Genomic DNA, 11,957 nt, shown 5'->3' with positions numbered 1-11,957 from the left:
GTAAAGGATGCCCTGAATAGTAACCCGGAAGAGGTGTTTGACAATAGCGAGCAGAGAGGGCCTAGCAAGCGTTTCTCTGCTCGGTGTTCAACATTAGTGGTCCTTGAATACCACCGTCTCATCAAGAGAGACGCGGCTAGTGCGCGTGTTGTTTGCCTTCACCTCTGAGTCGTCGTAACCAAAACAGATACCAAACACCACGCCGATGTTTTCCTCCAGTCCAAAGGCAGTACGAACCAGGTCAGGATGGGATCGCAAACTACCCATAGCACAGGAACTGATGCCTTGAGCCGTCATTGCCAGCATCAGAGTTTGGGCATAGATGCCGACATCGACTGCGATGGTGGCGCCAAAAGAGCGATCCATGCAAAGAAAGGCTACATGTGGCGCATCAAAGAACTCGAAGTTGCGCAGCGCCGCTCGGCTACGTCCAGCTTTGTCGTCGCGGGCAATTTCCATTTCTCCGTACAGTGCTGCGGCGCAGTCAACTTGCCGGCCGCGATAAACGCCCTCAAATTTGCTGACGTAGCTAAAATCAGGTTCAGAGGGTGTTCCCGCCATTGCCCGACCGATAAACTGATCTCGCAATGAGTCTCTTAGATCGCCAGAAGCAACCACGGTATACCAAGGTTGAGTGTTGCAGTTTGACGGTGCTTGCTGTGCCTGTTCGAACACGTCGCGCATGGTTTCTTCAGGAACCGTTTTTGGCAAAAAACCACGGACGGAGCGCCGCTGAAAAATGGCATCTACCAGAGACATCGTAGGCTTGCTGATTGCATTCATAGGAGGTTCCAAAATAATGAGTAAGCGGTGTTGTTTTTCAGTCGTTTAGATTTTTTATAACGTCGGTGTTTATGAACCTCACGTCCCGACACCGTCAGAACGTGAGGTTGAGCTCATGATTGAGCGGGTTAGAAAAACACGCCTGGAAGCCAGGTAGCGATTTTTGGAAAGACCATGATGATGCCAATGGCTATGATTTCGATGATGACGAACGGAACGACTGAGGTGTAGATGTCCTTCATGGTAATGTTTGGCGGTACGACACCTTTTAGATAAAACAGGTTAAATCCGAAGGGCGGAGTCTTATAGCCGATTTCCATGTTGATCACGAACAATATGCCGAACCAGATCGGATCGAAGCCAAGGGATTTTACGATGGGCATGAACACCGGCAGAGTGATCAGCATGATGCCAACCGGGTCGAGCACCATGGCCAGGAAGAATATAATCACCATCATTGCAATGATGATGCCCCACGGACCGCCGGGAATGTGCTGCATCATGCCTTCTATCAGATCTTGAGCTCCCATGCTCTGGTACGCCGCGCTAAACGCGTGAGCGGCAAACAGTATCCACATGATCATGCCCGTAAGCTTGAAGGTACGGATAGCTGCTTCCTGCAGGATACTCCACTTAAACTGGCGATAGACGGCCGCCGAAATCAGCGAACCCAGAACGCCCATGGCGGCGGCTTCCGTTGGCGTGGTAATGCCACCGATGATGGAACCTAACACCATGAAAACAACACCGATGGGCAGCAGCACGGCTCTTAAAGCACGGAACTTCTCGGGCCAGGTGCCACGCTCTCCTGGGGGCAGGGCCGGTGCCAGGTGCGGCTGAAGGGTAGAGCGCACGAGAATGTAAGTAACGGTCATTACGATCAGCAGAACGCCAGGCATGATGCCGGCAGCAAACATCTGGCCTACGGATACCCCGGTAATCAATGCGTAGAGAATCATCAGAATGCTGGGCGGTATCAGAATGCCCCAGCCGCCACCTGTATTGATGACACCCAGCGCCATTTTGCGGTCATAGCCCCGCTCCAGCATAGAGGGCAATGCGATGGTGCCCATGGCAACCACCGCTGCACCACTGATGCCCACCATAGCCGCAAATACGGCGCAGATAAGCAGGGTTCCTATGGCCAGGCCGCCGCGCAGGCCGCCAAACCACAGATGCATCATCCGGTACAGGTCCTTTGCGACACCGGTGCGCTCCAGCACCATGGCCATAAAAACAAACAGGGGAATCGCAACCAGGGTAAAGCTGCCCATGGTGCCCCAGATCTGCGAGGCCACCATATAGAAGGAGTCAAATCCCCAAGTGAAGTAGAGGAAGATCACCGAAACGCCACCGAGAACAAAAGCCAGCGGCAAACCCAGCAGCAGGAAGAATAACAGCGAACCAAAAAACAGCAGGGTCAGAACTTCAATACTCACGACTGCTCTCCTTTAGAAGTGCTGTGATCCGGGCGGTAGTAATCCAGGTTGAACGCAATGGCAATGTCTTCAAGGAGTTTTGCCAAGCCCTGCAGTACCAGCAGTCCTGTTCCGATAGGAATGGCAAGCTTGGCCGGCCAGATCGGTGGGTTCCAGGCAGAGTAAGAGGTCTCCCAACTGGCGATGGATTCGCTGGCCATGTCAATGCCAAACCACAGCAGAGCAAGAGTAAAAATGAAAAATATCAATGAGGTGACGATGTCCATAAACGCCCGCTTGCGAGGCGATAGTTGCGAGTGCAGAAGATCGACATTGACGTGGCCCCGATGAGCCATGATGTAGCCTCCGGACATTACCGCATAAACGCCGAACAACATTTGAGTAAGCTCGTTGGTCCAGACTGTGGGTGCGTCAAGCAGATAACGGAAGCCCACTTCCAGCAGCAGGAACGCGAACATGGCGAAAACGAGTAGGGCTACCCAGCGTCCGACAAAATCATTAAGACGGGTAACCCCGCTTATGAATGCGGTCAGCACACTCATTGCATTCTCCAGGAGGATGTTGGATTTTCAGGGATAAAAAGGCCGGACGTCGAAGACTCCGGCCTGTGTCACTTCATTAACCGTGTGGGTTAGAGGTAGCCGAGTTCGGTCAGATAGCCCTTCAGCATATCCAACGCCTTCTTGGCGTTGTCGCTACGCTCGCCTTCCTCGTCCCACATTGCCTGTGCGGCTTTTGTCAGTTTGTCCTGAACGTCATCCGGCAGAACGTTTACCTGCACGCCCTGTTCGGCGATCACCTTGGCCAGGGTGATGCGCTCCTTATAAAGGTATTCGTTGGTACGAACCCAGAATTGCTCATCGAGTGTATCTTTGACGATCTTTTGCATGTCCTCTGGCAATTTGTTCAGTGCCTTCATGCTGACAATGATGACATCAGTGCCCGCGATGTTCAGGGCTGGTTGAACGTGGTACTTGGCCACTTCATACAGAGCCATGCTGGAGGCACCCTGAGCGGCACCCCAATGGGCACCGTCAACAATGCCTGAGTCAAGCGCGGAGTAAAGTTCGCTGCCTGGAATATAAGATGCTGCAGCACCCGCTTCGGTCAGGAACTTTTGCAGAACACCTGAGGAGCGGATCTTCAGACCGGTAAAATCGTCCCAGCTATTGATCGGCTCTTTGATCACCATTTCAGTGGGATACACCTTATCGGTCGCCCAGTAAACGTCGTGTTCTGCCGCTTCATCACGAAGCATCTGCTCAAAACCCATACCCTGATGGAAGTATTCAGCTTCCCACACGTTACGGAATGCAAAGGGCAAACCGGAGGCAATGCCTGCAAGAGAAACTTTGTCTTGAGCATAAGACGGAGAGATTGTGCCCATTTCCAGAATGCCACGGCTTACAGCGTTGAACGTGTCTTGGGCCTTGAACAGCGCGCCGGCTTCGTAAAGCTTGAGTTTCAAACGCCCGTCTGTGCGCTCGTCCAGAACTCGTTGCAGCCTTACCAGGCTGTCTGTATAGGAGCTACTGGCGCCTGGCCAGTGCGATTGCACTCTCCATGTGAACGTTTCCTGGGCGGCGGCAGGCGCGGCGCTCAAGGCAGCTGAAATTCCGAGGGTAAGGGCAGACGCGTAAACGATCAGGGATTTGCGTGTTTTGGCGAGGATATTCATGACTGTGCCTCATTATTCGTTGTTGTTGTGATGCTTCTTGTTGTTTCACTGTGCAGAACTAACGACTGCAGGGTGAATTTTTATTTTCTGAATCTATCACAAGATCGGGCTTTTGCAATAGGATGTTTTATGCAGAGGCACCAGAATTTTCTCAATAAGGACAGTTCAATGATTGAAAGTCAGCAGTCCCATGGCGTACTCCAGCTCGTTATCAACCGCCCCGAGAAGAAGAATGCGCTGACCCGGGAAATGTATCAGCAACTGAGTGACGCCATAATCCGTGCGAATGAAGATGAGGCTGTGAGCGCCATCGTTATCTCCGGCGCGGGTGGTGTGTTCACGGCGGGCAATGACCTGGATGATTTCCGGGCTCGTGCCACGGATGCAAACCCGAAGCCTTCCGCCGGGTTGGCGTTTATTGAAGCGCTGATGAACTGCGATACGCCGGTTATAGCCGCGGTGGAAGGTATGGCAATCGGCATTGGCACAACGCTGTTGTTACACGTGGATGTCGTGGTGGCTGCAGAAAGTGCGAAATTCAAGACGGCGTTTGTGGATCTCGGCCTGGTGCCAGAGGCTGCTTCTACGGTCACCATGCCTCTGCATTTGGGTGCTCGCAAAGCCACGGATCTGTTGCTGCTGGGTGAGGTGATCAGTGGTAACGATGCCAGGGAATGTGGGCTGGTAAGCCGGATTGTGGATGACGGGCAGGCGTTGTTCGAGGCGTTGGCGCTGGCAAAGAACTTGGCAAACAAACCCCGCGAAGCCCTGCGGGCCAGCAAGCGGCTGATTCGCGCTCCCTGGCGTGAACAGATAGAACAGGCGCTAAAGCGGGAGCGTGAGGTGTTTTCCGAGCGACTTCGGTCGGAAGATTGCCGGGCCGCTCTGGACAAACTGGCCCAACGCTGATCGGGATCAACGCGCGATCTTTTGCCAATAAGGTTCGCGCAACTCCCGCTTCAGAACTTTACCTATGGTGGAGCGGGGGAGTTCCCCGCGAAGCTCGATAGCGGAGATACGCTGGCTTTTGCCGAGCTGGCCGTTAGCCCATTCGAGTATCGTAAGGCTGGAATCCTGATGCCCGGATTTGAGAACCACCAGAGCCAGCGGTGTTTCACCCCAATGTTCGCTGGGAATGCCGATAACCGCTGCATCGTCCACGGCAGGGTGTGCCAGCAGCGCCTTTTCTAGATCGACCGGATAAATGTTGAACCCACCAGAAATGATCATGTCCTTGCGACGATCGAGAATATGGATAAATCCGTCTTCGTCGATTCGTCCCATATCCCCACTGCGATAAAACACGTCGCCCTCAGGGCTTTCCCAAAGCATTTCCTCGGTCTGTTCAGGCCGGTTCACGTAGCCTCGCATCATCGAAATGGCGCGGCCCACCAATTCGCCGGTTTCGCCTCTCGGAAGTTCATGATCCTCTTCGTCGATCACGCGTACTTCCGCACCTTGCGTTGGTATGCCTACTGAGCTCCATTTGTCTGGGTGCGCGGCACAGTCGAGGCTGGTAGAGATGCCGCCCTCTGTGAGGCCGTAAACCTCTCGTATGTTGCCGGGCCAGCGAGCCATTGCATCAGCTATCACGTCCGGTCTTAGGGGCGCGCTGGTGCAGAGTTTCAACTTGAAGCTAGAGAGGTCAAAGCGGTCAAATTCCGCGTCAGCCAGAATCCTCTGGTACTGCACTGGTACCAGCATGGCGTGGGTCACACGGTGTGTTTCGGCCAGCTCCAGAAATCGCCGAGCGTCGAACTTTGCCATAATGACCAGCGTGCCGCCGTGGAACAGCGTGGGTAATACCGAGACCAGTGTGGTGTTGGAGTACAGCGGCGTTGAGACCAGGTTAATGGCATCGCAATCCAGTCCATAAAGGCTCATGCGTTCCATCTGCCGCTGGCGGAATCGGTAATCATGGAGAATGCCCTTCGGAGTGCCGGTGGTGCCGGAGCTGTAGATGATGTTAAAGGCGTCATCCAGCGACACGTTCGCCGGGCGGGCCTCAGCTGAGGCATCGCCAAGCCAGCTTTTCAGGGTCTGTCCAATCCCTTCGCCGTTTTCATCCAGGGCAACAATACGGTCGTCCGGTAACCCCTGCAGCCCAGGCTGAAAGCTCTGAAGGAGATTGCCATTTTTCTGCGACACAAACAGGAACGTTGCACGGCAATCGGACAGCATAAGACTCAGTGTTTCGGCGCTGGCCATACCTGAAAGTGGCACCATGCAGCCCCCGGCGGTGAGCACACCAAGATACAGAGCGACATAGTCAGCGCTGTTCTCCGAGAGAGCTGCAACTGAGTCGCCCGGCTCAAGCCCTGCATCGCGCAGGCGGTTGGCGATCCGGTTAATCTGGCCCAACAGGTCTCTCCAGTTCACCGTGCCCTGTTCACTGATCAACGCCGGGTGGTCTGCACGGCTGATTGTAAACCTCTGTATCCGGTGGCCAATGGCGTCCATGGGTTCGTTTGGGGTCATGGGTGCGTACACAGGCATTTCGCTCAGGTTATTTTTCATTTTTGTGCCTTATGCTGCTATTGTGTTTTGACTAGTGAAATTTACTTCCGATTATATTGACTCAAAAGTAGAAGACATGACAAATTAATGCGAAAGCAAAATCGCTAGTGTAATAATAAAACCAAAGATACAAGGAACAGCGGCATGGGGCGTTTTGATGGTCGGGCGGCTATTGTTACCGGAGCAGGCAGTGGCATAGGTCGGGCAACCGCCTTGCGGCTGGCCCGTGAGGGTGCCCAAGTGATCATGGCGGATACCTCCGAATTGGGCTTGGTTGAGACCGGGAATCTAATGCCGGAAGGGGCTGAGTACCTCTTTCGCCTCGTCGACGTTGCCGATGAGGCGCAGGTGAAAAAACTTGTCAGCGACGCTATGGACGCGTTCGGAAAAATTGACGTCCTGTGCAACATCGCTGGCATTGCCAGCACAGGGAAAGGCCATCCACCGGTAATCGAAAACGAGCGAGACGAGTGGGACACGGTGTTGGCGGTGAATCTGATTGGCACCATGCTCCTCATAAAGCATGTCGCACCGCACATGCAGGCCTGCATGTGCGGTTCCATTGTCAATACAGCGTCGGTTGCCGGTATTCGCTCGGGTGCAGGGGGCAACGCTTATAGCGCCTCGAAGGCTGGAGTGATCAACCTCACCATGACCGCTGCGTGTGACCTTGGCGTTCACAATATCCGGGTGAACGCTGTCTGCCCGGGCCTGGTTGAAACCGGTATGACAAAAGCGGTGTTTGACTACGCCCGCACCCACGAAAAAGCTCACAAGTTGGGCGCTCGCTGTGAATTGCGCCGCTACGGCGACCCGGAAGAGATCGCAGCAGCCATTCTGTTTTTTGCCAGTGACGATGCCAGCTATATCACCGGTCAGGCGCTGCCTGTGGATGGCGGCAACACCGCCTCTTTAAACCTGCCAGGAATGAAAGTGTAATGAGTAAGCAAGAATCTCCTTATGTCGATAGCGCCTATGTTGATAGCGCATACGTCGATGGTACAGAGCTGCCGGGCTTTCATAACCTGCTCGGTTACCGCCAGGCTTCCTGGGAGGAAAACGAAGCGGTGATTGAGCTGGAACTGGAGCCAAAGCATCTAAATCTTGGTGGTGTCATTCACGGCGGCGTACTGACGTCGCTGGTTGATATCGCGATGGCCCAGGCTGGCACATACTGCCCCTTCCCGGGGCGAATGCGTAAAGCCATTACCTTGTCTTTGACCACAACGTTTACGGGCCAGTGCTCCAGCGGCACTATTCGTGTAACCGGGCGCAAGCGAGCCGGTGGCACCCGGATTTTTAACAGCACCGGCGAAGTGCATGACGGTAAAGGCAATCTGCTTGCCATCGCCGAAGGCACCTTCCGGGTGCGGTCTGGTAGCGACAAGCCGGAAGGCGTTCCTATCTGATTTTCAGTGCATAGAACAAAAACCTGGTTGGCTGCGAAGGCCGGTCATCGAATCAATAATAAAGAGGAAGCCGACATGTTCGAGTTGTCTGACAAAGCTAAAAATCTACAGGTGCAGTTGAGCGAGTTCATGGACGTGAACATTTATCCCAACGAGTCCACGCACCACGAACAGATTAAAAAGGCAGAAAACCGTTGGGCACCGGTTCCGATCATAGAGGAGCTTAAAGCGAAGGCAAAAGCGGAAGGCCTCTGGAACCTGTTCCTGCCGGAAAGCGATCTGGGTGCTGGCCTGACCAACTTTGAATACGCCCACCTTTGCGAAATCATGGGCCGTTCTGAAATGGCCCCGGAGGTGTTCAACTGTTCTGCACCGGATACCGGCAATATGGAAACAATCGCCCGGTACGGTAATGATAAACAGCAAGAGCAGTGGCTGAAGCCTCTGCTGGCGGGTGAGATCCGTTCCTGCTTTTCCATGACAGAACCGGATGTAGCGTCTTCCGATGCAACTAATATTGCCTGTGAGATCCGTCGTGAGGGCGATGAATATGTGATTAACGGCAAAAAATGGTGGTCTTCGGGTGCCATGACCACCACCTGTAAAATTGCCATTGTGATGGGTAAAACCGATCCTGCCGCGCCTAAGCACCAGCAGCAGTCGATGATCCTGGTGCCATTAGATGCGCCCGGTGTGAAACTAGTACGCTCCCTGACGGTGTTTGGTTATGACCACGCACCCCACGGCCACGCGGAGATTCATTACGAAAACGTGCGGGTTCCTGTTGGCAACCTTTTGCTAGGTGAGGGGCGTGGCTTTGAAATCGCCCAGGGCCGTCTCGGGCCAGGCCGTATCCACCACTGTATGAGGATCATTGGCGTCGCGGAACGTGCGCTGGAGTTGATGTGTAAGCGTGCCAACGAACGCGAGGCATTCGGCAAGCCGCTCTCCAGCTTTGACTCTATCCGCAAGGACATCGCCCGCAGCCGAATCGAGATTGAGCAGGCGCGACTGTTGACTCTGAAGGCGGCATACATGATGGACACCGTGGGTAACAAGGTAGCTCGTCAGGAAATCGCCATGATCAAGGTGATTGCTCCGAGCATGGCGCTGAAAGTGCTCGATCGTGCGATTCAGGTGCACGGTGGGGCCGGCGTGAGCCAGGACACCTTCCTTGCCTCAGCCTGGGCTAAGGTACGGACATTGCGGCTGGCGGATGGTCCCGATGAAGTTCACTTAGATTCTGTTGCCAAGATTGAACTGCGTCAGTATCGCTAATCAGGGCTAAGCCACGGGTGGGCGCACTTCCGGCCAGCACCCAATCTTTGAGTATAAGGACCGAGTTATGAACAACCCACTTTTTGATATGACCGGTAAGGTAGCCCTGATCACCGGCTCTACTAAAGGCATTGGTCTGTCAATCGCCGAAGAGATGGCCCGTCTGGGCGCGAAAGTTGTTATCTCCAGTCGTAAGGCCGACGCCTGTGAACAGGTGGCGAATGAACTGAAAGGCAAAGGCTATGACGCCATAGCGATACCCTGCCATGTTGGTAAAAAAGACGACCTTCAAAATCTGGTAAACAAAACCAACGAAGCCTGGGGCAGTATCGACGTGCTCGTATGCAACGCCGCCACCAACCCGGTCTATGGCCCCACCTCCGAAATGACCGACGAGGCCTGGGATAAAATCATGGACACCAACGTCAAAGGCACCTTCTGGCTCACCAACATGGTGCTACCGCAGATGGCGGAGAAAGGTGAGGGCGCCGTTGTGTTGCTGTCCAGCATCGCCGGAATTCGCGGTAACACAACCATCGGAACCTACGGTGTATCCAAAGCAGCAGAAGCTGCACTGGCCCGAAACCTGGCGGTGGAGTGGGGCCCGAAAGGCATCCGCATCAACAGCATCGCCCCCGGCCTGATCAAAACCGACTTCGCCCGTACACTCTGGGAAGATCCGGTGCGCGTTAAGCGAGCCGAAGACAAAACTCCACTGAGAAGAATCGGCGACCCGGTAGATATCGCAGGCCTGGCTGTATTTCTATCAACCAAAGCCAGCGCCTACATAACCGGCCAGACCATTGTCGCCGACGGCGGCGAAACCATCTGTTAAAGCAGCTACTACTGAAATGTGCCAAGGGCTGCGGATGGGGGTGTTTTTCTGCAGGGAAAAGATGTTTGAGCGCAGCGAGTTGTTTTCCCGAAAGAAAAGCGCCCCCATTTGCAGACCGCTACCACCAATAGAGGCGGCTACCCAAAATTGAAGGCAACACAAAAAATGAGCATAACTCCAGAGCTGGTGGACGTCCTCCCAGCTCACACATTCGATGAAACCCGGCTCTTGTCCTGGCTTCAGCAAGCTATGCCGGATTTTGGCAGCCGCCTTGAGGTAAAGCAGTTCCAGGGCGGCCAGTCCAACCCGACATTCCTGCTGGATACCGACAGTGGTCGCTTCGTCCTGCGTAAAAAACCACCCGGAAAAACGTTGCCGTCTGCTCACATGGTCGAGCGGGAGTACAAAGTTATCCGTGCGCTATCGGAGAACACATCGCTGCCGGTACCCAAAGCTCGGGTGTTGTGTGAGGACAGCGAGATTATAGGCACGCCTTTTTACGTGATGGACTTTCTGGAAGGCCGCATCGTTAGCCATTCAGCCTTGCGAGTGCTGGATTGCAAAGAAAGATTGCTGGCCCACCATTCCGCTATCGACACCTTGGCAGAACTGCATTCTGTGGATGTGTACGCAGTAGGCCTGGGAGACTACGGTCGTCCGGAAGGCTATGTGGCACGCCAGGTTTCGCGCTGGAGTAAACAGTACCTGGCGGCCAAAACCGACGAAATGCCTGAAATGGATAAACTTATGGCATGGCTGCCCAAAAACCTGCCTTCAACCGATGAGTGTGCTATTGCCCATGGTGACTATCGCTTCGGCAACCTGATGCTTGCTCCGGACAAACCCGAGGTGATCGCCGTTCTGGATTGGGAGCTTTCTACGCTTGGGCACCCGTTGGCGGATCTGGCCTACTACTGCCTGCCTTATCACCTGCCATCGGATATACCGGGTATGCGCGGGTTGAAGGGCGAAGACTTAGAAGCACTGGGCATACCGGGTGAGCAGGAAATTATCGCTCGTTACTGCGCCAAGACAGGCCGCGAAAGTATTGCAGACTGGCACGTTTACCTCGCCTTTTCGCTGTTCCGATTAGCCTCTATCGTCCAAGGCGTCTACAGACGCGCGCTGGACGGTAATGCTGCCAATGCCGATGCTCTTGACGTAGGCAAACGCGCCAGCTTGCTGGCCGAAACCGGCTGGAAAATCGCCAGTGCGGGAGCGCTGACATGACATTCCCCATCGTTCGGCGCATCCTCATCACCAACGACGATGGCATTAACGCGCCAGGGCTGGCGCGGCTGGAAAAGATTGCCCGTAACCTGGCAGAAGAAGTCTGGGTTGTAGCTCCGGAGCACGACCGCAGCGGCGCGGGCCAGAGCATCTCGATACACCACCCGTTGCGGGTCTACGAAACCGGGAATAAACGCTACGCGGTTTCCGGTACCCCGGCAGATTGTGTGCTTTATTCCCTTGCCCAGTGGTTCAGTGAAATACCTCCGGATCTTGTGTTATCAGGTGTCAATTGCGGAGCCAACATCAGTGACTCGGTGCAGTACTCGGGTACGGTTGGCGCGGCGCTCAGCGCTCATCATATGAGCATTCCCGCTATTGCCTTAAGCCAGGCCTTTCTGTCCCGTGAGGGTATCGACTGGGCGCCCGTCGAACAATTTGGCGAGGCGGTCATCCGCAAACTATGGCAGCCGGGCGAAAAGCGGGCCTGGAACGTGAACTTTCCTGCCTGCGAGGCCGGAGATATCGTTTCTGCACGCTGGTGTAAGCAGTCCAGTGGTTCCATCCAGCAAGCTCGCCTAAAGGAGGGCCATGATTCCCGCAGCCTACCTTATTGGTGGTTGGGGTTTGATCGTAACTCCCGGCACATCATAGCGCCAGACTCCGATGTGGCCGTGCTGAGGGACAAGGCAGTCGCCATTACGCCCCTGCGACATGAAGGCCCCTTGCCCGGGGATACCAAAGAATTTGATCTGTCCGCGATGCTGGCAGGCTGATGTACACCTGGA

12 protein-coding genes are annotated in these 11,957 nt (G+C 54.6%); 7 read left to right on the top strand and 5 right to left on the bottom strand.

The features are described 5' to 3' along the window. Positions 1-93: 93 nt before the first annotated feature. The 4 genes from ABA45_RS15155 to dctP form a co-directional block, all read right to left on the bottom strand. Positions 94-783: a nitroreductase gene (locus ABA45_RS15155; protein WP_048387507.1), complete on the bottom strand. Its 690-nt coding sequence runs from the start codon at positions 781-783 to the stop codon at positions 94-96. A 128-nt stretch (positions 784-911) separates the two neighbouring features. Further along, positions 912-2,222, bottom strand: a complete 1,311-nt coding sequence (locus ABA45_RS15150) for a TRAP transporter large permease (RefSeq protein WP_048387505.1) — start codon at positions 2,220-2,222, stop codon at positions 912-914. Then, positions 2,219-2,764 (bottom strand): TRAP transporter small permease subunit, encoded by a 546-nt coding sequence (locus ABA45_RS15145; protein WP_048387503.1) that lies wholly within the window; start codon positions 2,762-2,764, stop codon positions 2,219-2,221. The genes ABA45_RS15150 and ABA45_RS15145 overlap by 4 nt, the downstream gene beginning before the upstream one ends. An 89-nt stretch (positions 2,765-2,853) precedes the next feature. Beyond that, positions 2,854-3,900 (bottom strand): TRAP transporter substrate-binding protein DctP, encoded by a 1,047-nt coding sequence (gene dctP / locus ABA45_RS15140; RefSeq protein ID WP_048387501.1) that lies wholly within the window; start codon positions 3,898-3,900, stop codon positions 2,854-2,856. 168 nt (positions 3,901-4,068) lie between these two features. Between dctP and ABA45_RS15135 the strand changes: the two genes are divergently transcribed. Continuing rightward, on the top strand, positions 4,069-4,809 hold the full coding sequence (locus tag ABA45_RS15135; protein ID WP_048387500.1) for an enoyl-CoA hydratase/isomerase family protein: 741 nt from the start codon (positions 4,069-4,071) through the stop codon (positions 4,807-4,809). 6 nt (positions 4,810-4,815) lie between these two features. Here the strand turns inward: ABA45_RS15135 and ABA45_RS15130 are convergent, their stop codons facing one another. Continuing rightward, the gene (locus ABA45_RS15130) at positions 4,816-6,417 is read right to left on the bottom strand and encodes a class I adenylate-forming enzyme family protein (RefSeq protein WP_048387498.1); all 1,602 of its coding nucleotides are present in this window, start codon (positions 6,415-6,417) and stop codon (positions 4,816-4,818) included. A 144-nt stretch (positions 6,418-6,561) separates the two neighbouring features. Between ABA45_RS15130 and ABA45_RS15125 the strand changes: the two genes are divergently transcribed. From ABA45_RS15125 to surE, 6 genes are all read left to right on the top strand, one after another. Further along, positions 6,562-7,356: an SDR family NAD(P)-dependent oxidoreductase gene (locus ABA45_RS15125; RefSeq protein ID WP_048387495.1), complete on the top strand. Its 795-nt coding sequence runs from the start codon at positions 6,562-6,564 to the stop codon at positions 7,354-7,356. Next, the gene (locus ABA45_RS15120; RefSeq protein ID WP_048387493.1) at positions 7,356-7,826 is read left to right on the top strand and encodes a PaaI family thioesterase; all 471 of its coding nucleotides are present in this window, start codon (positions 7,356-7,358) and stop codon (positions 7,824-7,826) included. Before ABA45_RS15125 ends, ABA45_RS15120 begins: the two co-directional genes overlap by 1 nt. Positions 7,827-7,901: 75 nt before the next feature. Next, positions 7,902-9,104: an acyl-CoA dehydrogenase family protein gene (locus ABA45_RS15115; protein WP_048387491.1), complete on the top strand. Its 1,203-nt coding sequence runs from the start codon at positions 7,902-7,904 to the stop codon at positions 9,102-9,104. 67 nt (positions 9,105-9,171) lie between these two features. Next, positions 9,172-9,939 carry an SDR family NAD(P)-dependent oxidoreductase gene (locus tag ABA45_RS15110; RefSeq protein ID WP_014872465.1) on the top strand — a complete coding sequence of 256 codons (768 nt, stop codon included), beginning with the start codon at positions 9,172-9,174 and terminating at the stop codon, positions 9,937-9,939. A gap of 165 nt (positions 9,940-10,104) precedes the next feature. Beyond that, complete coding sequence (locus tag ABA45_RS15105; RefSeq protein ID WP_048387489.1) at positions 10,105-11,169, top strand: phosphotransferase; 1,065 nt, start codon at positions 10,105-10,107, stop codon at positions 11,167-11,169. Continuing rightward, a complete protein-coding gene (gene surE, locus ABA45_RS15100; protein ID WP_048387486.1) occupies positions 11,166-11,945 on the top strand; it encodes a 5'/3'-nucleotidase SurE in 780 nt (259 codons plus the stop codon). The genes ABA45_RS15105 and surE overlap by 4 nt, the downstream gene beginning before the upstream one ends. Positions 11,946-11,957 lie beyond the last annotated feature (12 nt).

It is taken from the genome of Marinobacter psychrophilus (genome assembly GCF_001043175.1).
GTDB lineage: Bacteria > Pseudomonadota > Gammaproteobacteria > Pseudomonadales > Oleiphilaceae > Marinobacter > Marinobacter psychrophilus.
This window is presented reverse-complemented; position numbering and strand designations above follow the sequence as displayed.

Excerpts from the sequence above, each read along its gene's own strand:
- ABA45_RS15155 (WP_048387507.1), bottom strand. The coding sequence starts at position 783 with ATGAATGCAATCAGCAAGCCTACGATGTCTCTGGTAGATGCCATTTTT.
- ABA45_RS15145 (WP_048387503.1), bottom strand. The coding sequence starts at position 2,764 with ATGAGTGTGCTGACCGCATTCATAAGCGGGGTTACCCGTCTTAATGAT.
- dctP (WP_048387501.1), bottom strand. The coding sequence starts at position 3,900 with ATGAATATCCTCGCCAAAACACGCAAATCCCTGATCGTTTACGCGTCT.
- ABA45_RS15135 (WP_048387500.1), top strand. The coding sequence starts at position 4,069 with ATGATTGAAAGTCAGCAGTCCCATGGCGTACTCCAGCTCGTTATCAAC.
- ABA45_RS15130 (WP_048387498.1), bottom strand. The coding sequence starts at position 6,417 with ATGAAAAATAACCTGAGCGAAATGCCTGTGTACGCACCCATGACCCCA.
- ABA45_RS15125 (WP_048387495.1), top strand. The coding sequence starts at position 6,562 with ATGGGGCGTTTTGATGGTCGGGCGGCTATTGTTACCGGAGCAGGCAGT.
- ABA45_RS15120 (WP_048387493.1), top strand. The coding sequence starts at position 7,356 with ATGAGTAAGCAAGAATCTCCTTATGTCGATAGCGCCTATGTTGATAGC.
- ABA45_RS15115 (WP_048387491.1), top strand. The coding sequence starts at position 7,902 with ATGTTCGAGTTGTCTGACAAAGCTAAAAATCTACAGGTGCAGTTGAGC.
- ABA45_RS15110 (WP_014872465.1), top strand. The coding sequence starts at position 9,172 with ATGAACAACCCACTTTTTGATATGACCGGTAAGGTAGCCCTGATCACC.
- ABA45_RS15105 (WP_048387489.1), top strand. The coding sequence starts at position 10,105 with ATGAGCATAACTCCAGAGCTGGTGGACGTCCTCCCAGCTCACACATTC.
- surE (WP_048387486.1), top strand. The coding sequence starts at position 11,166 with ATGACATTCCCCATCGTTCGGCGCATCCTCATCACCAACGACGATGGC.